We start from the raw sequence: 22651 nt of genomic DNA, 5'->3' as shown, positions 1-22651 counted from the left end.
TGAAAATGGTCAATTGAAATCAGGATTTTATGGTTTGCCTCTCATTTTATCCTTTGTTCTTTGCACTTGTATGGCAAAGATTCTCATTTTACTCGTCCATCCAAATCTGGAACGTTCCAAAGCAAATCAAATGTTATTAGATTCCTTACCAGTTTCTGACAATATCACATTACGAGATTTATACGAATTATACCCTCATTTTACTATCAATGTGAAAGAAGAACAAACTCTCTTACAAAACCATGATGTCATTTTATTCCAACATCCATTTTATTGGTACAGTTGTCCACCGCTCATGAAACAATGGATCGATGCCGTCTTAGAAGATGGTTGGGCCTATGGTAAAAATGGGAATGCTTTGAAAGGTAAAAAATGGATCCAAGCGATTTCCACTGGAGGTTCCGAAAAGGCCTATCAAAAAGATGGATTCCATGGTCATTTGATTGATGCGTTTCTTTTGCCGTTCCAAAGGACCGCAGAACTTTGCCAGATGGAATACCAAAAACCATTTTTAGTCCAAGGTACATTCCAATTGAAAGAAGAGGAGTTCCAAAAAGAATCCATCCGTTATCGAAATTTCATTCTCTCTCATTTAGAGGAGGTTTACAATGGGTGAAGTTAATTTTTTCATTCAGGCCATCATCTATCTCACAAGTGCCATCATCATTGTTCCAATCGCCAATCGTTTGGGTCTTGGTTCCGTGCTTGGTTATTTGGTGGCAGGGATCGTGATCGGTCCATTTGTATTTGGTTTTGTGGGTACGGAAGGGAAAGACCTTTTACACTTCGCAGAGTTTGGTGTTGTGATGATGTTATTTGCCATTGGATTGGAATTAGAGCTCAACTTACTTTGGCGATTGAAGTTTTGGTTACTTGGACTTGGAGGTTTGCAACTTTTACTCACAACTCTATTTGTCTTTTTGTTTTCCATCGGATTTCAATTTTCTTGGAAATCATCGCTTGCCCTTGGATTTATTTTATCTTTGTCTTCGACTGCGATCGTATTACAAACGTTAAAAGAAAAAGGACTCATGAAATCGGTATCAGGACAAGCATCCTTTTCCATCCTTTTATTCCAAGATATGGCAGTGATTCCAATACTTGCCATTTTCCCAATGTTAAGTGATGGTGAGATAAACTCAAATGATCACGGACATTCACTCGTAGACCATTTACCAGGATACCAAAAAACTTTCGTTGTCCTTTTTGTCGTTTTGGGAATAATTTTGATTGGTAGGTATGTTCTCAGTCCCATCTTTCGATTGATTGCAAAATCGGGAAGCCGTGAGATTTTTACGGGAGCAAGTTTATTACTCGTCATTGCAATCTCGGTACTTATGGGAGCTGTTGGTGTTTCGGCAGCTCTCGGAACTTTCCTTGCGGGAGTGGTGCTTGCCAGTAGTGAATTTCGTCATGAATTGGAGAGTAATATCGAACCCTTCAAAGGATTACTTCTCGGTTTATTTTTTTTAAGTGTTGGTGCTTCCATGGAACTTCCTGTCGTAATGGAAGAACCTTTGAAGATCATCTCCATCGTTTTCGGAATCATATTCATGAAAGCCATCGTTTTACTGACACTTGGATTTTTATTCAAACTCCCTTTGGATCAGAATTTATACATGTCACTTGCCTTATCGCAAGTGGGTGAATTTTCCTTTGTTTTGTTTGGTTATTCTGAAGGCCTTGGAATCTTTGATAAGGGGACTGTAGTGATCCTAGTTGCATGTGTGGCATTGAGTATGGCATTTACTCCCATATTGCTATTGTTATACGAAAAGACAGTCTTTGAAGCCCTTCAATCAAAAGCTCCCAAAAAACAAACAACAAATACAATTGAAAGAGAAGAAAACCCCGTCATCATCTGTGGGTTTGGTCGATTTGGAAATATGGTGGGTCGATTTTTACGATCCAATGGTGTGGGCATCACCATTTTAGATTACGATGCCGATCGAGTGGAGATGCTTGGACGGTTTGGGTTTAAGGTATTCTTTGGTGATGCAACACGTTTGGAACTTTTGGAAAATGTTGGATTGGAACATGCCAAAATTCTTGTGGCGGCCCTTGACCATCCAGAAAAACAACAAGAACTCATTCGCAATGTCAAACACCATTACCCTAATATCAAAATTGTTGCACGTGCTGGGGACAGAGAAGAAGCCTATGATTTAAAGGAGATGGGACTTTCCTTTATCTACCGAGAAACTAGGGAAACCGCTGTGAAACTAGGAAGTGATGTATTAAAAATTTTAGGCACAAGATCCTATACTGCGGAACGAGCCAAAAATTTATTCTTGGCCCATGATGATGAAACCTTCCAAGAACTTTTTTCTTTGCGTAAAGATCGGGTGCAATACATAAGCCTAGCCAAACAAAGGAACTTAGAATTGGAACGATTGATGTTTGTGGATTTAGGAAAGGAAGACTAGTTAGAATTAGATACTTGGAGTGAGATGGAACGTTAATCAAATCATGAGATCGGAAACGGATTTTGTTTTAATGAAGTGGAAAAAAGATTCGAGCTGGATTAAAAGCGAGAAAGAAAGTAAGAAAGAATTCCCGAAAGGTCGTTTTTACCTTTTCGGGAATAAATCTTTTTGGACGGTTTGATTTTGGTTGGTTTCAAGGTGAAGATCATCCTGGAAGCCAATTTGATTTGTTTGATTGGTTTTCCTTTCTCTTTCATAATGATTAGACATTGGAAACAGAGAGGAATGGGGCAATCTTTATTTTTTAGAATCTAAAATTTGGTTCCATTCTTCGAGATAAGGTTTTGCAATTTCTAAAACAGAAGTTGGATCGCCTTCGATGGTGATGGTTTCGATCTTATCTCCCTGGCGAATGGCATTGACCACTTCTTGGTCACTTGCATCCACCACAGCACCAAACACAGAATGTTTTCCATCGAGCCAAGGTGTTGCAACATGGGTAATAAAAAATTGACTTCCGTTGGTGCCAGGGCCTGCATTTGCCATAGAAAGGATCCCTGGTTTGTTGTGTTTCAAACTAGAGTCAAACTCATCGCGAAACTTATAACCTGGACCACCCGTTCCTGTTCCTTGGGGACAACCACCTTGGATCATAAAATCTTCGATGACACGGTGGAACTTTAAACCATTATAAAAATTCCTTTGGGCCAAATTCACAAAATTGGCAACCGTGTTTGGTGTTTTCTCGGGAAAAAGTTCGATTCGGATTTCACCTTTATTTGTTTTGATCACTGCGCGTAAAGTACTCATACCATTCACTCAATTTCTTCAATTTCCCCTGGCAAGTCGAAAAAAGGTTTGAGTTCCTTATCATTTTCCCATTATACTTGGTGTTTGATTGGATGAGGTACTATGATGAAACGAATCGCTTTGTTTTTTATCTTTTTATTTGTATTTTCTTTGGTGGCAAAACCCATCCAAAAACAATCTAAAAAACCAAAACTGGAACCAATTCCCAATCGGCTCATTGATTATGGAGAGTTTAAAAAGATTGTGAACCGTTCCGAAGGGGAAAGAGAAACTCACCGCCTAACAGAAGATCAATTTTTGAAGATGATGACCGAAGAAGGAGTCGTGGTCCTTGACGCTCGGAGTGAAAACAGGTATCGATTGTTACACATCAAAGGTGCCATCAATTTGCCATTTACCGAATTCACCAAAGATAGTTTGGCGTCCGTGATCCCGGAACCAAAATCCAAAATATTGATTTATTGTAATAATAATTTTGAAGGCAATGAACAAGCCTTTGCTGCAAAAAGTCCCGCGGCATCTCTCAATCTTTCTACATACAATTCGCTGAAAGCATATGGATATTCCAATATTTATGAATTGGGACCTTTACTTGATGTCAACCAAACGAAACTTCCTTTGGTTAGTGAACCAAAGGAAACAGAACCGAAGGCAAATCAATAAAAGGAGATTATCTTTGGTACTAGTTTTCTGAACCGCTAAAACTTTATGTTACAAGGAACATTATTATCAGAGATCATTGAAGCTGTTTCCAATACCTATGGAAATGAATTTTTAAATCGACTCACCGAAAAACTATGTACGGTAATCGGTGCTGATTATACATTTATTGGACTTTTTGATAAAAAAAATTATGAGTCGAGGACTGTCTCCCTTGTGGCAAAGGGCCAAGTCGTAGATAATTTTAATTACAGTTTGGAAGGGACTCCTTGTGCCAATGTCTTTGAGAATAAAATTTGTTATTATCCAACAGAGGTACAAAAACTTTTTCCAAACGACCATCTGTTAGTGGATATGAAAATTGATGGGTACATAGGGACTCCTCTCATCAATTCGAAACAAGAAATTTTGGGTTTGATCGTTGGTTTGTTTGAACAAAAGATTCCCAAAAAAGAGGAAACTTTGACATTGTTTCAAATTTTTTCGGGTAGGATTGCTGCGGAGTTAGAGCGACTTGATTACGAAAGAAAACTAGAACAATACAACGAAGAGTTGGAAGTTTTGGTTAAGGAACGAACATTTAAGTTAGAACAAACATTAGAGGAACTAAAGGAACGCCAAGACCAACTCGTGGAAGCAGAAAAGTTGGCAAGTTTAGGACTTTTATCCGCAGGCATTGCTCATGAGATCAATAACCCATTAAACTTCATTACGGGTGGTTATTATGGCATCAAAGATTTCATTCAATCGACAGGGATCCAATCGGAAAAAACAGAAATGTATTTAGATGCCATCAAAGTGGGAGTGGAACGGACAACAAAAATTGTCAAGGGCCTAAACCAATATACAAGGACTGGTGATTCCTTTGATGAAAAAATTGATATTGAAGAAATGTTAGAAAACTGTTTGGTGATCTTATTTCATACTTTCCGAGATAAAATTTCTGTCGAAAAAGAATTTGATTCTGAACCAGTTTTCATCCAAGGGAACTCGGGTAAAATCCACCAGGTTTTTCTGAACCTCCTCACCAATGCGATTCAGTCTATGGAAAACAAAAGAGGAAAACTTTTGATTTCTGCAAAGTCAGAAGGGGATTTTGTTTTGGTCACGATCCAAGATACAGGAACTGGGATCCGAAAAGAACACCTAAACCAAATTCAAATTCCTTTTTTTACCACAAAAGAACCAGGCAAAGGTGTGGGCCTTGGTCTATCCATTGCTTATAAAATTTTGAAAGAACATTCGGCATCAATTGATGTGGAATCGGAATGGGGGGAGGGGACAAAATTTACGATCCGTCTTCCCAAATGGAATGAAGGTTAAATTTTGAAACCAAAACTACTTTATGTGGATGATGAAGTCATGAATTTACATCTATTCCGAGAAATGTTTCGAAAGGATTTTGATGTTTTGATTGCAAGTTCTGGGGAGGAAGCCTTAGAAGAATTGGAAGAATCAAAAGAAATCCAATATGTAATTACCGATATGAGAATGCCTGAAATGAATGGACTCGAATTGATTTCAAAAGCGAAAAAGGTTCGTCCAGAAGTGGTGTATTGTTTGTTAACCGGTTACGATCTAACCAAAGAAATTGAAAAAGCAATCGAAGCAAAACAAGTGGCTCGTTATTTTGCAAAACCATTTGACCCCACAGAGATTCGAACCTTTCTCTCTGCGGGCCAGTAGATCCAATAAGTGTTTTACTTACTTGTTTTTAAACTCAATTTCGACAACTCCGCGTTTGGAACTGTTGATGTTTAACGTTTTATTGCTTAAGAAACGGAAACTTGAATCTTTTTTGTACATCAATTCTTCCGCAAACATGGATTCTTTTCCTGGGTAAGTGAGTTCCCATTCCGACCCACTCATCTCTGTTTTGCGGTCATTCACTTGTTTCACCGAAGTGTATTCCATCAAATCGTTTTTGAAATTGATGGCATCTTCCAAGGCGAGACCTTTGAATTTTAAAATCACCGTATTTTGTTCTGTGAGTTTGAACCATTCGTCTTTGATTTGTTTTCCGACTTTCACTGAAACCAAATTGGCCCAATCTTTGACGGCTTGTTCTCTGGAAACTTCTTGGGTGATGTCGGCACCTCGGCCTTCCAAACTCCCTGATCCAAAAATCTTTCCATCACCCCATAACTGGATGATACGGTAAGGACCCGTCGCCGCCGAACTTAAAAAATCTGTTTTTTTCCCACCAGGGAGGACCACTGGCTTTTGGTCGGTTGTCGTCACTTTTGCCACGATCAAAACTTCTGCCCCTGAATCTTGTGCGAGTGTCAGAAGGGGGCTACCTTCTTCAACGGAGGTGAGGTCGAGTTTGGCTAGGCTTGGATTTTTTTTGAGAAGGGCTGTGAGTTGGGAACTATCCACCACCTTATTGCCTTTGGCACGAAGTTTTTCAATGAGTTCCGCCTCTGCAATGTTAGTGGCAGATCCAATGGGGAAGGACTTTCCATTGACTACGGTTTGGACAAGGACTGCAATTCGGGGATTTCCTACATCATCTAGGAGAGCATCAACTGCAGTCGAAAGTTTTGTGGCTTCCACCTCGCAACGGACATTGAGTCGGATCATGTCTTGGGTATCCAATTTCCATTGTTCTTCACTGATGATATCGTATTTTTTCACGAAACTATCGGTTTTTCCGTAGAGTTTGGAACCAAGGGATTGCCCATCCGAAACTCCCGATTTTTCTGTGATCTGTTCTCCCACCAATTTCCGGATGGCATTGAGTTTGGCATCTTTGAGGGCCTTATTTCGGGCAAGAGCCAAGTCTCCTTGGTAAATTGGGGCCTCTCCCATGGCTGTGACCACATTGTCTGGGAGTGATGGGTTTTTTTGCGCGGAATTGGACCCAGCACATGCCAAGATGGAAAGGACTAGAATCCCAGTAAAGGGAGCAATTCGAAGTCTATGAAGCATGAAGGACATTTCTCCTTGAAGATTTGCTATATTATAGAAACATATACTTACATGACCAATTACTTTTTTAGGTTTTCTCTCTGCTTTCTTGTCCTCGCCTGCCAAGGGAACACGGTTCCACAGTTCCGTGTCCACCCCTCTGATTCGAATGTCCGATTGTCTCAGGACATTTTTTACGAAAAAGTCCTTCCAACGATGGCGGGAAAAAAATTAATGCTCGCAACCAATCCCTCAGGCATTGGAACGAATCCAAAAAAAATCATTTCTTCCTTCGAAAAACACAAAATCAGATTAGAACATTTGATTGGGTTGGAACATGGATTTTTAGGTTTAGAAGAAGAGTTTAGCCAAACACCTGTTACAATGGATTCAACCTTCAATCGACCATTGTATCATATCTATCGCATCAAAGATTCTGAACTCCGCGAGTTGGTCAAGGAAGTCGATTATGTTTTATTTGATGTGCAAGATGTAGGAATGCGTTGTTACACTTATTTGAGTGTATTAAAGCGGCTAATGGATGCACTCAAAAATACAAAAACAAAACTTATTGTTCTGGATCATATCCATGTTGCGATGCATTTGCCTCCCATGGGTGAAAAAATGAATCCGAAACACCTCAATTTTGCCGGAGAATTTCCATCCCTACTCATCACAGGTATGACAACGGGTGAGTCGGCCATTTTTTATAACAAAGAATACTTAAAAGAATCGGTGGATCTTGTTGTGATTCCTGTAGAAGGCTACAAACGAGGGATGTACTTTGAAGACACAGGTATCCCTTGGACCACTCCTTCACCTAACTTACCAATGGTGGACTCGGCAAGGAATTATTTATCCCTTGTGCTCTTAGAAGGTGTGAACGTATCAGTGGGACGAGGGACCCAAGCTCCCTTTGTTTATTTCGGTGCCCCTTGGATGACAAACCCGGAAGAACTCGCTTCAAAACTCAGCACACTTGGAAATAAATCTTATTATTTTTCCACAGTGTATTTCAAACCAACCTTTGGTCCACACAAGGGAAAAATCTGTTCAGGGCTTCGGATGAATTTAGTCAGACCTGATTATGATCCGATGTTACTTGCTTACGAACTCATTCGGCTCATGAAAGAAACATATCCGAATGATTTTAAGTGGAGTAAAGGTTCAGTCAACCACTGGGTTGACCAATTGTGGGGGAGTGACCATTTTCGAACGGCAATCAATGAAGGAAAAACGTACTCTGAGTTTCATAACACCTACTTGAGTGAAGAAACAAACGAAAATAAACGGATCAAACCGTACTTAATGTACTAAGGAAAGAATATGAAATTAGTATCGATCCTCATATTATATTTTGCATTTTTTTTGGGAGCTGTTTATCCATCCGAAACCAAAATCAAATTGATCCCGAAACAAAAAACAGCGAAGGTTTTGAAGTCAGTAGCCTATGCGACGATTCGTTCCACGGTCATGGCAACGTATTCTCGCTTCGAAGAAAAAGAAACAAACCATAACACCTGTTCGGATGGATTTCCAAGTATGCCTGGGGACTTTCCATGTAATTTATTGGACTTTTCTGGAACCTCAGACCAAGTGAATGTACAATCGGAGATCAGTGATGGTGAGTTTGCAGAAGGAAGGGACCCTGAAGATATGAATCCGAGTGGAAAAATCCGCATCAAAGTATCCAAGGACAAATCCAGGAATCTGAATGGAAATGTGATTTTGTTAGGAGAAGGAGAAAACCAACTCTCTCTTTTTTATTTTCCCAAAGGTCAAATTTCACATTATTTGTACCAAAACATGATTGTGATTTTTGTTTGGAACCAAAACGAACCTACTGCGCAACTTTCCCACCTCTATTTTGTGAAAGTTGGGAGTGACTTCTTTCCTGAAGAAGTGAAGGAATTTGCGTTTTAATTTATGCCTAATTTCCAAGGTTATGTGAGAAAGATGTCCCACAAGGGATTCAATCCTGTTTCTTATTTTTGGGAATCGGCCACTTACATAGAAGATAAAAAAGAAAAAACAATCCAAATCTCAGAATCCACTTCCCAGGAACCCGTGGAAACCTTTCTCGGGAAAAAAATAACATTAACAACTACGGATGAGATTCGATGTCTCCACTGTGGTAAAAAAACAAAAAAGTCATTTAACCAAGGTCATTGTTTTGTTTGTTTTTCCAGTCTGGCGGAAAATGATCTTTGTATTTTACGTCCAGAAACCTGCCACCATCATAAAGGAACTTGTCGTGATGCAGACTGGGGTAGTACCCATTGTTTTAAAAAACACACAGTTTACTTTGCCAATTCGAGTGGATTAAAAGTAGGGATCACAAAAGAAAATCCTGTCACAAACCGTTGGGTAGACCAAGGGGCAAGGTTTGGCATTCCCATTTTGGAAGTGAATTCCAGAAGGGACGCAGGGATTATAGAACATTTTCTCAGTCAATTTTTACCCGATAAAACATCCTGGCAAAAAATGGTTTCAGGGGATCCAACTGTGATTGATTTAAAAAAAGAGGCAGAAAAGTTTCTAAACCATTTGGAAAAAAATCAATTTTTTTCACCTATTGACAGCAAACAGAAGTTAGACTGGAGTCGGTTGCCACTGACAAAAGAGCTGGAAATCCAATATCCCATTCAAGCCTATCCATCCAAAATCAAATCACTCAAACTCACAAAAGAAACTCCGATTGAAGGAACCCTAGTTGGGATCAAAGGCCAATATTTATTATTTGATATCGGTGTGATCAACATACGAAGTTTAGGTGGTCTTTGGGTTGAACTTTCCGCGTAGGACCATCCGACTGAAAGGAAATTGGACCACTCAAATTTTTTATGAGTGTGACGACTTTTTATTAGCTGAAAAACCAGAAGGAATTCCCGTCCACGAAACAAAAGACCCGAGTCGGATGGATTTTACTAGGTTACTATCAAACCATTTACAAATTCCAGAACTTCGCACGGTGAATCGACTCGACCTAGGTACGAGTGGAATTGTGCTCCTTGGAAAAAACAAAAACAAAAACGTAGAACTTGATCTATTGTTAAAAGAGGCAGAAAAAACATACATATTCTTATGTGATGGGATTCCCAGTTGGAGGGAACATAGGATGGAATGTTTTTTAAAGGAAGGGAACAAACAAGTAAACCTTGTCCGAAGTGGAGGAAAAAAAGCCATCACCGAATTTTCCATCCTCCATTCAGATCCCAATGAATCCATTTCTTTTGGATTTGCGAAAATTTTGACAGGAAGGAGACACCAAATCCGCGTTATGCTTTCTTCGCTCGGTTTTCCCATTTTAGGTGACACTGTGTATGGAAAAAAAGAGAAAACGGAGACTCGAATGTATCTCCATTCCTTTCGTTTTTACTTTACTGACTTTTTAGGTCAAAAACAAATGGTACAAACAGATGTGCCTAGAGATTGGATCGGACGGATGCCCTCCATTTCTAATTTTCCTTTTGATACATGAACCACGAAGAATTCCATCGTTTCTTAAAAGAACAAAAACTCTATAAAAATCTTACGACCATATCCAAACTGATATCCATTAGTTTTTTAGTGATATATTTATATCTATTGTTTAGCTCCAGTTATACGGCAAGTCCATTGATTGTGGTCATCAATTATTTGGCAATATTCACTGGATTTTCGGGGCTCATTCGGTTTAAATACTTTGAAATTCCTTCTATTTTACTCAGTGTTTTCGATTTGGGTTCCGAATCTCCGTTTTACCTTTTGAGTGGTGAAGAAAAAAAATATGTTTGGAGAAAGGCAGGTAGGGAAGAAGAACTACCAACTGATCCAAACCCAGATTGGATTGTCTCTACCTTACAATTACATGACAGATTCCCTTGGAAATCAGTAGGGAAATTCTATCTAGTTTTTTACCTTGTTGTGATTTTGATTTCCGTGTATTACCTGACTTCTGTTTATTTGGAAACCGGATTTCAAAACTAAGACAACAATTTTCCTTGTCCTAGTGCTTCGTTCCAAAATCCTATCCCTATGGCTTTGAATTGTGGAATTGTAGGTCTCCCGAACGTCGGTAAGTCGACTATTTTTAATGCACTCACGAAAGCAGGCGCGCAGGCTGCCAACTATCCTTTTTGTACCATTGAACCAAATACGGGTGTTGTGGAAGTACCTGACGAAAGACTGAATCGTCTTGCTGAAATTTATAAACCAAAACGAACCGTTCCCACAATGATTGAATTTGTGGACATTGCAGGCCTTGTGAAAGGGGCAAGCCAAGGAGAGGGGTTAGGCAACCAATTTTTATCCCATATCCGCGAAGTGGATGCCATTTGTCATGTGGTACGCGCCTTCCAAGATGAGAACATAACGCATGTTCATGGAAAAGTAGATCCCATCGAAGACATCACTGTCATCAATTATGAATTGATTTTAGCTGATTTGGATAGTTTAGAAAAACAACAACAACGAGTTTCCAAAACTGCCAAAACAGGAAATAAAGAGGCAGGAGAAATTTTATCCGTTATGGATCAAATTTTAGAAGCCTTAAAAAAAGGAAACAGAGCCTCCACCGTGGAACTTTCGGAAGAAGAACTCAAAATTGCCAAAAAGTTTAATCTTATTACCATTAAACCAGTGTTATATGTTGCTAATATTTTAGACTCTGATGTCAAATCCACTGAAAATCCACTCGTAAAAGTCATCACAGATTTTGCAAAAAAAGAAGGTGCACCGGTCGTTGTGTTATGTGGTCGTTTTGAAGAAGAAATTTCTGGTTTGGAAAAAGAAGACCAATTGGCCTTTTTGGAAGAGATCGGAGAAAAGGAATCTGGCCTTTCTCGAATGATCCGCGCCTCCTACCAACTTCTTGGCCTCCTCACATTTTTTACAGCGGGTGTGGAAGAAGTGAGAGCCTGGACTACCAAACAAGGAAGCACAGGCCCTATTGCTGCCAGTGTGATCCATTCTGATTTTGAAAAGGGATACATCCGTGCAGAAGTGATGCGGTATGAAGACCTGGATCGCACTGGGGATGCAACCAAAGTCAAAGACGAAGGGAAACTCCGTGTGGAAGGAAAAGAATACATAGTCCAAGATGGGGATGTGATTTATTTCCGAGTGAATGCTTAAAAAAAATCCCGACTTTCGTCGGGATGTCTTTAAGTGTGAACTAGTTTGGAAAAAGAAAGTGGTTTCCTACAGGTAGGGACCATTTCTCACAGTATCAATTGCACCAAACGGATCCTTTATTGCACCGAGTGGAAAAAAACTACGATTGTAACATAAAATGATACCGGCCAATTTCTTTCCCAGATTCAAAGATTGCAAGCTCAGGGCTTGAATCGAGAGTGATGGGGGAGTCGAACATAGACTGGGTTCCGAGTTTGGGTAAGGTTTCGACTGGGGTTCCGTCCAAAAACAATTTAGCGGACAATCGTTCCGCGTTCGATGCTTCTACCGACAAAAATACTTGGTTTTTTTCTGCATTGGGTTGGAACACAAAGTCCAAATCCCTTCCTCCGACTTGTCTGTGGACTCGGAAGGCTCCGCTTGACCCTTGACCCCGGAGAGCCAATTGAGAGGTGTGGAGGGTGGCGTTTTCCCAATCGCTCATGAGAATTTTCCAAGACTCATTCCAAAATTGAAGGAAGATCCGGATTTTGGAATCTGGGTTTGGGAGAACCGACTGTAAGATCCTTCCTAGAGTGGTAGGATCCACTTCCTCTCCCTGGGACATTAGGTAAATGGCTTCTTTGAGTTTGAGTCGGTTCATAAATGGGTTCGGATCTTTTGTCTCCATAATATTGATTACCCCCCGTTACGGCTTTATTTCCTTGGTTTGTATTTTTTTTAACTTTTCTTTGGCTCGGTTGGCCCGAGCTAGTACTGTTCCGATGGGAACTTCTAAAATTTCTGCGATTTCTTTGAATTTGTAACCCTTTAAGCGGAGGATGAGGATTTCTTTGTGTGGTTCGTCTAGGGCATCAATGAGGTCGTAAAACTCTTGTTTCTCTTCCCATTCAAAGTAGACGTCTTCTTGCGTTTGTCTCTCGTCTAGAATATCGATACTCAGATCGAGGGAAATGCCCTCTCTGTATTCCGTTCGGCGGATGCTCCTTGTATGGGACATGCTGATATTTTTGGAAATTTCACTCAAATAGATGATGAAGGCAGGTAAACTTTCTCCTTTGAACTTGCGAAGCAAATGGTAGTCATTTTCTGTGAGTTTTAAATAGACCAATTGAGAAGTGTCCACCACTTCTTCCCTTGGTACATAGTGGGCGCAAGTTCCGATGATGAGACGATGGAATTTTTGGATGAGGGTTTGCCATGCTTCTCGTTTTCCAAGAAGGCAATTATCGATCAAACTTCTAATCTCATCACTCATAGTTCTTTTTGAGATTCGACGGAATTTTTGCAAGATATCAATACGTTTTCTAATCTTTTTTGGAAATGATGGGATTGGAAAATCGTTTTGCGGATAAACTGCAACTTAATTTGGTTTTCCCTTTGTAACTGAGTTAGGTCTTCGTTGGAAAACCTTCCATAGTCAGAGAAAAAACCAAAAAAACCGAATATTCGAATTTTCAGCTGATCCTTTGGAAGAAAAACTAAACAATTTTCCAATTCGTTCAGTTGGGAACTGATCGTATCTGTAATATTAGGATCATTTTTCCAAAGCGAAACGATTTCCAAATAATACGATTTTGATTTGATGTTTTCTGAAATCAGGTCTTCCGAATTCCAAGGATTTTGATTTGAATAGTAAAACAGCTGGTAGGTGGCTTTTTGATTGGCTTTCATATCTTGTAAAAGCCTAAGTAATAAAAGTTTTCGTTTAGATTCGGGCATTTCCGAATATAGAATTCGATTGATTGCGGTTGTGTATTCCCTTTCTTTTCCTAAAAATAAAACTTCATGTGGTTTATAGAAATTTGAATATACATAAACTGTTTTTTCCCACTCGAGTTGTAAGTTCCGGACCAAGTTTAATATTTCTGCATTTGTGATTTCAGATGTTAAAATTTCCAGTTTTGGAAAAACAGTTAGGTCAAAGATTTTCTTTTTTGCGTGTTTTTCGATTGTTACAATTTCATTTTTGTTTGCTTCGCTACATCGTTTGATTTGTAGTAAGGCATCGTAAAAGGATACTAATTTTAATATTTCCGATAGTTCTCGGATTTCTTGGAATTTACAAATTTGGAAGTAATATTCGTATTCTTCGTTTTCCTTGACCTCTATCTCTTTCAAAATGGGGAAATGACCTTTTGTATAGGCTTCGGATTTTAAATTTTGGAAGGTTTGGTATTCAGACCAAAGGGAATCGAAAGAGGGATGTTTCGAAAACCATTGTGCACTGACCCTCGGCACAAAACAGAGAAAGGTCAAAATCAGATATACCCAATGTTTCAAAAACCACTCCTTGTTTTGAATTCATAATACATTTTTTCTTCGGAGGAGTCTTCTGAAAAAATAGATTCTAAAATCTCCCGTTTATGCGAATCGTCAAGTAATGCGTGTTTTGTTTCCAAAAATAATAATGCATTTTTCCTAAATTCAGGATTTGTGATTTTTTGGATCCGTAACACCAAAGGATCTTTGGATCTTGGTTCCTGTGGAGATGTTGGAAGTTGTTTTTGAGATAATCCTTCTATTCGAGGAAATTTCAAATCAAGTGGGATGTCTTCGTTTTTTTGTGGTGATTCTCTTGTAAAAATCAAAAAGAACAAAAGTAACAACAAACTAAAAGTCAATTGGAAAATTCGTTTGGGAAGCGGGTTTGGGGCAATCGTTGAAAATTGAACCAAACTGATGGCGGTGATGATTTCTTTTCCAGATCCTTTTTGCAGTTGTTTTCTAATTTTTTCTAAGCTTTTTTCTGTATTTTTGGATTCTAAAAAGTACTTCCAAAAAGAAATTCCAATTTCTTTCGCTAGATTGGTTTCCACAGGGTATAAAAAACCAATCACTTGTTTTGCTCCCGCTTTCAAAAAACTGGTGGTGAGTCCTGATTGGTCGATCGAATCAAAGGACGAATAACAACTATTAAAGAATACTAAATCCAAATGACTTAAGGACCTGGATGCAATTTCGTCCATTGAGATGAATTGATTGCCAGGAATTGGAATACCATTTTTTTCAGTGTGACCTGCATAGTGAATGTATTTCACTGAGTTTAGTTCTTCTATGAATCTAATTTTAGTTAAGTGGTTTTGTTTTAGGATTCTAAGCGGGAGTTTTTTTTCTAATAATGGATAGAGAGTGGCACATTCTTCGTTCACTGTGTTTTCCAAATTGGGTTTCACAGGATTACAAATGATGAGTGCGGAATTTGTTTTTTTAGTCACTTCTTTTTGGTTTTTTTGGATCCGTATCCCTCGTTTGAAATTTGAATTTTGGAACAGATAACCATTGTTTGTTCTCAAAATTTCCCAAGGGATTGGTGAAAATTCCGGATCCACAAGGAATTCAATTTTTCCTGAAAACCCAGGCATCCGCCAAAAAGGAGTGGTATTACCAAAAACAATTTGTTCTAAACTATCAGATTTTTTCCCCAGTTTGTCGAGGAATTCTTCTTTTTTGGGATTTTGGGATAGGATTCTTTCCACAAAAATGGACCAATCATTTTGGAATTCCTTCAGCAATTGGCCAGAGAAGGGAGTGGTTTTTTCAACTGTTCCAAATTGGTTTTGTTTTTCTTCCCAAAAACATTCACCATCGGAAATTCCTTGGTTGGAGTATTTGGATAGGATACGAATTTTCATACTGTGACTATATTAATTTTTGTATCAATTGGTTCATTTGGTCTATTAGTAAATTTACATCTTCTAATTTAGTAAAACTACCGGTTGAAATACGGATCGCTCGAAGTGCTTCTTCTTCTGAATAACCCATATGTAATAATGATTTGGATGCTTCCCTTGCCCTTGATTTACAAGAACTTCCTGTCGAAACAATCATTCCTTTTTCTTCTAGTCCCAGTAGAAAAAAATCTACAGTTTGAATCGGTAAAATGAGAAAAGTTGTATTGGGAAGTCTCCTTTCCTCTTTTGCAATGATTTCACAGCCAAACGATTCCAAGTTTGATTCCAATAAGGTTTGAAATGTTTGTAAGCGGACATTTTTTTCTTCCAGATTTGCCAATTGAATTTCTGTCACTTTTTGAAAACAAGAAATGGCAAATGTATTTTCGGTTCCGGCTCTATGTTCATTTTCTTGGTTCCCTCCACCAAACAAACGAAACTCTTTGTTCTCTTCTGGAAAGTAAGTGACAGCAATTCCCATTCCCGCACCGATTTTATGACCTGAAAAAGTATAACCGTCAAATAAATGGAATGGAACAGGGATTTTACAAAACGCTTGCATCAAATCACTCAAAAACAACTGGCCATATTGTTTTGTGAGAGATCGAATCTCTTCTGCTGGTTGGATGACACCCGTTTCATTTCCTGCATACAAACAAATCACAGGGCTTGGATGTGTTTGTAATAAAGTTTTAAGGTGGTTTAAATCAATCACACCAGATCGATGGGTTTGGATTAGGATTGGTTCAAATCCATAGGAACCAAGCGCTGCATACATACTTGAATGCTCAAAGGGAGATACGATGACGGAAGCGAGTGTTGGCTGCATCACTCGTAAACTTTGGATGAGGGCGTAGTTTGCTTCCGTACCCGTGGAAGAAAAAACAAATTGTTTTTCTTTACCACCTGTGATTTGGCTCAAATACTTTCTCGTTTGTTCTATTTTCCCTTGGTTTTTTAAGGAAAAACGAGTGATTCCAGAAGGATTGTAAAAACTATCAAAATACTCTTCTAAACAAGATTCTAAAATCTCGTGATAGGGAGGGTGGGTTGAATTATAATCAAAATACTTTATTTCATTCGTTGAATGGAATTTCATCTGCTTCTTCGTAACGACCGAGCTTACGCAAAACGGATCGATTTAAATTGTGATATGCTTTTAGAATTTCATCTTTTTTTCCACCAACGCTTCGTTCGTCGACATTACGAAGTTTTGATTTTAAAGAATCGAGAATCACTAAACTTTTGTTATTTTCTTTGAGTTTGTGGTAACTTTCCGCTTGTTTCAGTTTGGATTCAAATTCATGAACAAGCAGTGCCGGTAAATTGATGTCTTCCAATTCAGAAGCAAGTTGGATATTGGAAGCTTCCTTAAATTCATTAGCAGCCTTTTGGTAATCATTGGATTCTTCTTTTCCTAATTGGAAATAAAGTTCAGCTCTTCTGAATTTAAATTTTAAATATTCCTTTTCATCTGAACCTACAAAATACAAAATCCTTTCGTATACATCATCCATTTCTCTTGGCGAAAAATTCTTCATCCCTGTGAGGAGGATTTGGCGGAGAAGGGATTCTAAATAATCGTTGGCAGAAACTTCTGAAAAATCACTTCGTTTGATGCTCGAGAGCACCACACTCCGTTTTTGAACAGCACTCAGGCCACTCGGTACTTTTTGTAAATCGGTTAATTGTTTCAAAACATAGGTTTCGGTTTCGACCATATGGGTTTTATAAGCGAGTAAGATTTCATTCGGACGGCAACTGGCCCAAGCCACCGATTCAATTTTTTTAGGAGCTATGAGCTCCGGTCCTGAAAATCGGAGGGCTCGTTTGTAATAGTCGAGTGCCGTCAAAACGGCTTCAATGTGAGAGTTCCAGTATTCTTTTGGATGGGGGCCGAGGAGAAGTTCCCCTTGGGGGGCCATCCGTTGGAATAGGGGTGAGCCCCATTCACTTGCTTTTTCTCGCCAAGTGAGTTCCAAAAAATGGTCTTCCACATGTTCTTTGCTTCGAAAATACAAACAAGATTTTTCCATGAGAGCCAGGTCTAGGGGAAGGATTGTGCCTTTGTTTGTATCCTCAGCAGTGAAAAACTGGCGAATGGTTTGGAATAGATCGGTGCCACTATCCTTTCTGCCCTCGAGAACGGCATCCCCTTTGGCGATGAGTTGGTGGGCAATCCTAGGATTGGGGTAACCAAAAAACGAATTGTAGGTGAGGGTGATTTTGGCAAGGATCGTGTCCTTGTTTCTCAGAATCCATGGGAAAGTGATTGCCCACACGATGAGAACGGCCAGAATGTATTTTAAATTTTCTCGGAAGATTTGGTTCAAGGATTGTCCCTGTACCCGATCTTTGCCGGAATCTACTGATGTTTCAAGCAATTAAAACTCCAAACCACCCATTCCTCTTTGTTTTCTTATGTTTTCTTTCTGTTTCTCTGACCAAGGCAGATCCAAAACCAAAACTAAAAGATTGTTCTCACTTGGAGCCTGGTGTTCCGAGTGAATACCTATTGTCTCGGGCCATCCAAGAACAAATTGACGGCTACCAAGCAAACAATCGAAAGAAAGCCACAGAAGCCAAACTTGCGTTTGAAACCTCTGTTTCGTTTATGGACAAATACCACGATTGCCAAAAGGAAAAAGGAAAAGGCCCCACGGCCCAATCAGCCGAAATCCAAGCCCAAAATTATTTGGAATTAGCCAATACAAAGGGAGCATGGGAATGGTCCGAAATCGCAAAACAGAACTCTAAGGAAGTCACAAAAGAAATTGTGATCTTACAAATGAGGATCCGTTTGAGAGAACAGGATTTAAGTCGGGCAACAGAGGTATTGGAACACGATCTCGTTTCCTTTCCGAATGATCCCGATTTTTTATACCTACTTGGGAATTTGTATTTTGAACGAAAGATGTGGAACCAGTCACTTCTGTATTATACGGCACTTTCGTTTGTCATTGAAAGAAGAGACAACCATTCCAAATACAAAAACATAACTGCCAAATCTCTTGGTGAATTGAATTATAAACTGGATTATGCAAAAATTGCGATCAAACGATATAACGAATACAATTCCGTAAATAAAAACGATATGGAAGTTTTATTTCGATTAGCACAAATATATTTTGTGTTAGGCGATTTTAAAATGTCGAAATTTTATTTGGAACAAATTCGCGAAAAAAATTCGAGAGATATTGACGCTTCTCATATGTTAGCTGAAATATATTTTCTAAATGCTCGTGATTTGGCGCCTCAGTTTTTTTTGACATTAAAGAATGAAAACAAAATTCCAAAAGAAGGTTTTATGCCATTACTTTACCAATTGGTGAATGGATCAAACCTAGACTTATCGGAGAAACTTCGTGCTTTCATCAAAGGAAATCCAGGAAGGCTTTCCCCTCGTGTGGCTCTTTTGGAACTTGCTGAAAAAAATAATGATCCAGAATACGAACAACTCAATGCAGAAACTGCTCAGTATGCATATGAATACCGTCAATATGGACTCGCTGAAAATATCCTACGCCGTGGGATGAATCGGTTAAACCAAAATCAAATCGAACAAAGAGTCAATTATTTGGAAAAAATCTCAGCCTGCCAAGAGATGTTGGGACAATGGAACCGTTCGATCCTTTCCATCAAAGAAGCGATCAATTTGAGCTCTGATTTGGAAAAAAAGTTTCGACTGCGTTTTCGATTGGCATATCTGTATTTACAAGGGAATCTAAAGAAAGAAGAAACTTCTGTCGCCATTCTATCGAAAACAATTTCGGAAAATCCAAGTCCTACTCATTATTATCTGAGAGGATTGTCTTACTTTCAATTGGAAAAATACCAAGAAAGTATCAAAGACTATTCAGAAGCCATTCGTTTAGAACCAAACAATCCGAATTTGTATTTTTATAGAGCCACATCGTATGATAAATTAAAACAATTCCCTGAAACGGAATCGGATCTTAAAAAAACAATTTCCCTCAATCCAAATGCTTCCAATGCGATGAACTATTTAGGATACTTATATGCGGAAAAAGACATTCATCCTGAAGAAGCAAAACAACTTTTAAACCAAGCAATTGCCTTAGAACCTGACAATCCTGCTTATCAAGATAGTTTGGGTTGGGTGTACTATCGTAAAAAAGAATTCAATTTAGCTCTTTTACATTTGAATTTTGCGGCTTCTTTGGCTTTGGAACGAGGGTTTGAAGATCCAGTGATATATGAACACTTAGGTGATGTTTATTTGGCCAAAAACGATCCTGTGAATGCTGTACAATTTTATAAACTTTCACTTTCAAAAGACAAACAGAAGTCTAACAAAAACTTGGTGTCAAAAATCAGAAGAGTGGAAAAGGAAATTTCGGAATGATCCATCGTATTTTATTTCTTGTATTGATCGTATTGTTTGTCTCTTGCCAATCGACGGAAGTAGAAGATCCAAATTTTTTAGGGAAGGCGGAAGGTAAATATTTACCTGCAAAAGATACATCTTCCCAAACCTTTTTAAAACAAGTTTTAGAAAAAAATCCAAACTTCCCAAGCTTTAAATCTGATTTTTCGATGCAGATCCAAACCTTCATTCCGAAAAAGGAAAATGTGTATTTAGATGGAAAGGTATATTTTTCAAAAGATACCAAACAGATAAAAATCCAATTAATGGACCAATTTTTTGGCATGGTGTTTTCCGAACTCATTGCAAACGCAGACCAAATCCAACTGAAACCCACAAGTACCAAAGAGATTCAAACTCTACCTATGGGTGACATCCTCATCCAAGATCCAAATACTGGCAAAAAATATACGATTCCCTTTCCTGTTATCTACTCCTATCTAACGGGAAACTATATCGATGAAATCCAAAACCAAAAAGCTAGGTTTAACACAAATGATTCGCGTGTTTACCTCACCAAACTGGATGGAGAGTATGAATATTTTTTTCAAGATGGAAATTTAGATCGCTTAGAGCTAACAAGCAATAAACGAGGATTAAAGGCCATTGCCATTGTGAAATCCAATCAAAAACAAACCCATCCACCAAAGGAAATTACAACTAAAGTGATCAGTTTGGATACAGAAAAGGAAAATGTTCTCATTCAAATCAAATTGAAAAAATCTCAAATTACGGAAGTAGCTTCCCAAGTATTTCGATTTTAATAAATGAAATCATCTTATTTTGTTTCGTTAGTATTAATCCCCCTTTTTCTTTTTTCGGCAGACATACCGGAAGATCCTGAAAACAGATTAGAACTACCGGCAAACTCTCTGTATCAATTCCAAACAGAATCAGGAGAGACTCTTCAATATCCAAATTCCATAAAACTCTGGTTTGGTGGGGATGTTATGTTTAATTGGGGAGTTCGGGATGCAATGCGATCGGATGATATCATGTTTTCGTTTCGAAGTTTTTTCCGTTACCTGGATCAGTTTGACTATCGTTTCATCAATTTAGAAACACCAATTTTACACAAAACCCCAGCTGCCGACCAAAGGAAATCGTATGTATTTTATGGGGAAAGAAGGGACCTAACTGTATTACGGTCTCTTGGAATCGATGGTGTGTTTTTAGGGAATAACCATACCATGGACTTTGGGGAAAATGGATTATTTGAAACCTTAGATTTGTTAGATGAATTTAAGATTTTACATACAGGTGCAGGGAAAAACACAGACCAAGCCTTGTTGCCCATCCAAGTCAAAAAAGGGAATACAGAATTTCGTTTGTTTTCCTTTTCCGATACAGGTGAGACACGACTTTTTTCGGGCACAAATTCTCCTGGAGCTGCTTACTTTCGTGTGGCGACAGCAGAAAAGATCATCAAAAAAACAAAACCAGGTCAAGTGAATGTTTTGTCTGTTCATTGGGGAGTGGAATACAACCCGACACCAATGGAAACAGAACGTAATGCGGCAAAATATTTAATTAACGCAGGTTATAAGGTAATCATTGGCCACCATCCTCACGTTCCACAAGGGATTGAAGTGTTCCCCAAAGGGATTGTTGTTTATTCTCTTGGTAATTTTTTCTTTGGTTCCAAAAACCAATACTTAAAACACAATATTTCTGTTGTGACCCATTTTGATGGAGACAAACTTCTGTTTGTGGAAGTGATTCCTGTGTTTGGGAAACACCAATCGATGCCAGGGGATCATTACTTTTTTCCACTGGGTCCAAAAGAAGCCGAAAATTTTTTAAAAGAGTATGCGATCCTCTGCAAACAATTGGGAACCGATTTGGTAATCTCTGGCGGAAGGGGTTATGTTTTTTTTGAAAAGGAACTAAAAGCCAAACTAAAACCATAATGGAACCAGGTACAAACGAGTCCCAAAGCAAAAAAGGGAAAACTGAGTTCCAGTAAGTTTGTTCGGATGATGGAAAAGATCTGTAAAAAAAATCCAGTAAAGAATAAAAGGGCAGCACTTCTGAGGATCCAACCTTTTTCGTATAACCAAAAGTAGATGGAAACGATTGCTACATAAGAAAACAAACAAAACCACTTGAGTTGGGATGTAGGTTTTAGGTATTCCAAAGAGGGAGTCATTTCCTCTACCGTTTTTGCATCTAAAATGTTGAGAATGAGAATGTTTTCGATTAGGTCCGCAAAACCAGCAATCACAAGAAGTAAAATCATACCCATAAAGATTTTTAAAAAAATGGGGCGAACCTTTCGTCCCGCATAATGCCCGGTATACGTTAAAAACGCAAGGTAACAAAAAATAAAACCAAAGTCGAGGTAATGGACTTGCCTGTATTCTGTGGACAGGTGGAAAAATTCAATGGTATCTGGGATGCCTATGAGGTCTTGGACTTGTTTCGGAGTTTCTGCCATTTCCAGGCCGAGGAGAGTGGATTCAAATCCAGAGTGGTTGTCAAGAGCCGGTTCTTTCGGAGTGATGTGGTTTAAAAAACCAGCAAAAAGCGCTAAAAAGAGACCAAGGCCTAGGCCCCAAACTTCTGGAAAATTTGATTTTTCACCCATAAAAATGTTAGAAATTCCATAGAAATAGAAAGGTTTGTCTACACCAAGAAGAAATTCCATTGACCCAAGCCCCCCTTGGCAA

Annotated in this window: 23 protein-coding genes; 14 read left to right on the top strand and 9 right to left on the bottom strand. The window is 38.7% G+C overall.

Going from position 1 to position 22651, the window contains the following annotated elements; genetic code table 11:
* Nucleotides 1-13 precede the first annotated feature (13 nt).
* A complete protein-coding gene (locus LEPBI_RS10490; protein WP_226992751.1) occupies nt 14-616 on the top strand; it encodes an NAD(P)H-dependent oxidoreductase in 603 nt (200 codons plus the stop codon).
* Nucleotides 609-2426 carry a monovalent cation:proton antiporter-2 (CPA2) family protein gene (locus LEPBI_RS10485; RefSeq protein ID WP_012389095.1) on the top strand — a complete coding sequence of 606 codons (1818 nt, stop codon included), beginning with the start codon at nt 609-611 and terminating at the stop codon, nt 2424-2426. The genes LEPBI_RS10490 and LEPBI_RS10485 overlap by 8 nt, the downstream gene beginning before the upstream one ends.
* A gap of 297 nt (nt 2427-2723) precedes the next feature.
* Here the strand turns inward: LEPBI_RS10485 and LEPBI_RS10480 are convergent, their stop codons facing one another.
* The gene (locus tag LEPBI_RS10480; RefSeq protein WP_041769860.1) at nt 2724-3236 is read right to left on the bottom strand and encodes a peptidylprolyl isomerase; all 513 of its coding nucleotides are present in this window, start codon (nt 3234-3236) and stop codon (nt 2724-2726) included.
* Nucleotides 3237-3341: 105 nt separating this feature from the next.
* On the opposite strand from LEPBI_RS10480, the gene LEPBI_RS10475 reads away from it, so the two are divergent.
* The 3 genes from LEPBI_RS10475 to LEPBI_RS10465 are packed head-to-tail and all read left to right on the top strand — an operon-like array spanning nt 3342 to nt 5582.
* Entirely contained in the window at nt 3342-3899 is a 558-nt protein-coding gene (locus LEPBI_RS10475) for a rhodanese-like domain-containing protein (protein ID WP_041770016.1), read from the top strand.
* Between the two features lie 45 nt (nt 3900-3944).
* On the top strand, nt 3945-5219 hold the full coding sequence (locus tag LEPBI_RS10470; protein ID WP_012389091.1) for a GAF domain-containing sensor histidine kinase: 1275 nt from the start codon (nt 3945-3947) through the stop codon (nt 5217-5219).
* A gap of 3 nt (nt 5220-5222) precedes the next feature.
* On the top strand, nt 5223-5582 hold the full coding sequence (locus tag LEPBI_RS10465; protein WP_012389090.1) for a response regulator: 360 nt from the start codon (nt 5223-5225) through the stop codon (nt 5580-5582).
* 18 nt (nt 5583-5600) lie between these two features.
* Here LEPBI_RS10465 and LEPBI_RS10460 read toward each other — a convergent pair whose 3' ends face one another.
* Nucleotides 5601-6827 (bottom strand): lipoprotein LipL46, encoded by a 1227-nt coding sequence (locus tag LEPBI_RS10460; RefSeq protein ID WP_012389089.1) that lies wholly within the window; start codon nt 6825-6827, stop codon nt 5601-5603.
* Between the two features lie 51 nt (nt 6828-6878).
* Between LEPBI_RS10460 and LEPBI_RS10455 the strand changes: the two genes are divergently transcribed.
* Genes LEPBI_RS10455 through ychF form a run of 6 tightly spaced genes read left to right on the top strand, consistent with a single transcriptional unit; the run spans nt 6879 to nt 11921 of the window.
* A complete protein-coding gene (locus LEPBI_RS10455) occupies nt 6879-8123 on the top strand; it encodes an exo-beta-N-acetylmuramidase NamZ family protein (protein ID WP_012476313.1) in 1245 nt (414 codons plus the stop codon).
* 9 nt (nt 8124-8132) lie between these two features.
* Complete coding sequence (locus LEPBI_RS10450) at nt 8133-8729, top strand: LIC_11883 family protein (protein WP_012389087.1); 597 nt, start codon at nt 8133-8135, stop codon at nt 8727-8729.
* A 3-nt stretch (nt 8730-8732) separates the two neighbouring features.
* On the top strand, nt 8733-9608 hold the full coding sequence (locus LEPBI_RS10445; protein ID WP_012389086.1) for a DUF2797 domain-containing protein: 876 nt from the start codon (nt 8733-8735) through the stop codon (nt 9606-9608).
* Nucleotides 9592-10287 carry a pseudouridine synthase family protein gene (locus tag LEPBI_RS10440; protein WP_012389085.1) on the top strand — a complete coding sequence of 232 codons (696 nt, stop codon included), beginning with the start codon at nt 9592-9594 and terminating at the stop codon, nt 10285-10287. The genes LEPBI_RS10445 and LEPBI_RS10440 overlap by 17 nt, the downstream gene beginning before the upstream one ends.
* A complete protein-coding gene (locus tag LEPBI_RS10435; RefSeq protein ID WP_012389084.1) occupies nt 10284-10775 on the top strand; it encodes a hypothetical protein in 492 nt (163 codons plus the stop codon). Before LEPBI_RS10440 ends, LEPBI_RS10435 begins: the two co-directional genes overlap by 4 nt.
* 48 nt (nt 10776-10823) lie before the next feature.
* On the top strand, nt 10824-11921 hold the full coding sequence (ychF, locus tag LEPBI_RS10430) for a redox-regulated ATPase YchF (protein WP_012389083.1): 1098 nt from the start codon (nt 10824-10826) through the stop codon (nt 11919-11921).
* Nucleotides 11922-12060: 139 nt separating this feature from the next.
* Here the strand turns inward: ychF and LEPBI_RS10425 are convergent, their stop codons facing one another.
* Genes LEPBI_RS10425 through LEPBI_RS10400 form a run of 6 tightly spaced genes read right to left on the bottom strand, consistent with a single transcriptional unit; the run spans nt 12061 to nt 17928 of the window.
* Nucleotides 12061-12591, bottom strand: a complete 531-nt coding sequence (locus LEPBI_RS10425) for a hypothetical protein (protein WP_012389082.1) — start codon at nt 12589-12591, stop codon at nt 12061-12063.
* An 18-nt stretch (nt 12592-12609) separates the two neighbouring features.
* Complete coding sequence (locus LEPBI_RS10420; protein WP_012389081.1) at nt 12610-13179, bottom strand: RNA polymerase sigma factor; 570 nt, start codon at nt 13177-13179, stop codon at nt 12610-12612.
* The gene (locus LEPBI_RS10415; protein ID WP_012389080.1) at nt 13176-14204 is read right to left on the bottom strand and encodes a hypothetical protein; all 1029 of its coding nucleotides are present in this window, start codon (nt 14202-14204) and stop codon (nt 13176-13178) included. The genes LEPBI_RS10420 and LEPBI_RS10415 overlap by 4 nt, the downstream gene beginning before the upstream one ends.
* Nucleotides 14201-15556 (bottom strand): CHAT domain-containing protein, encoded by a 1356-nt coding sequence (locus LEPBI_RS10410; protein ID WP_012389079.1) that lies wholly within the window; start codon nt 15554-15556, stop codon nt 14201-14203. The genes LEPBI_RS10415 and LEPBI_RS10410 overlap by 4 nt, the downstream gene beginning before the upstream one ends.
* A gap of 7 nt (nt 15557-15563) precedes the next feature.
* A complete protein-coding gene (locus tag LEPBI_RS10405; protein WP_012389078.1) occupies nt 15564-16694 on the bottom strand; it encodes a cysteine desulfurase family protein in 1131 nt (376 codons plus the stop codon).
* A complete protein-coding gene (locus LEPBI_RS10400; protein WP_012389077.1) occupies nt 16672-17928 on the bottom strand; it encodes a hypothetical protein in 1257 nt (418 codons plus the stop codon). Before LEPBI_RS10400 ends, LEPBI_RS10405 begins: the two co-directional genes overlap by 23 nt.
* 38 nt (nt 17929-17966) lie before the next feature.
* On the opposite strand from LEPBI_RS10400, the gene LEPBI_RS10395 reads away from it, so the two are divergent.
* From LEPBI_RS10395 to LEPBI_RS10385, 3 genes are read left to right on the top strand one after another with little or no spacing between them, the layout of a single operon-like run.
* Entirely contained in the window at nt 17967-19961 is a 1995-nt protein-coding gene (locus LEPBI_RS10395; RefSeq protein WP_012476311.1) for a tetratricopeptide repeat protein, read from the top strand.
* On the top strand, nt 19958-20746 hold the full coding sequence (locus LEPBI_RS10390; protein WP_012389075.1) for a hypothetical protein: 789 nt from the start codon (nt 19958-19960) through the stop codon (nt 20744-20746). The genes LEPBI_RS10395 and LEPBI_RS10390 overlap by 4 nt, the downstream gene beginning before the upstream one ends.
* A gap of 3 nt (nt 20747-20749) precedes the next feature.
* A complete protein-coding gene (locus LEPBI_RS10385; RefSeq protein WP_012389074.1) occupies nt 20750-21892 on the top strand; it encodes a CapA family protein in 1143 nt (380 codons plus the stop codon).
* Here LEPBI_RS10385 and LEPBI_RS10380 read toward each other — a convergent pair.
* Nucleotides 21847-22629 carry a hypothetical protein gene (locus tag LEPBI_RS10380; protein WP_012389073.1) on the bottom strand — a complete coding sequence of 261 codons (783 nt, stop codon included), beginning with the start codon at nt 22627-22629 and terminating at the stop codon, nt 21847-21849. The two genes, LEPBI_RS10385 and LEPBI_RS10380, sit on opposite strands and share 46 nt — an antisense overlap.
* Between the last annotated feature and the right edge of the window lie 22 nt (nt 22630-22651).

This window comes from Leptospira biflexa serovar Patoc strain 'Patoc 1 (Paris)', from assembly GCF_000017685.1.
Lineage (GTDB): Bacteria > Spirochaetota > Leptospiria > Leptospirales > Leptospiraceae > Leptospira_A > Leptospira_A biflexa.
The sequence above is the reverse complement of the archived record's forward strand: the minus strand, read 5'-3'. Positions and strand labels throughout refer to the sequence as shown.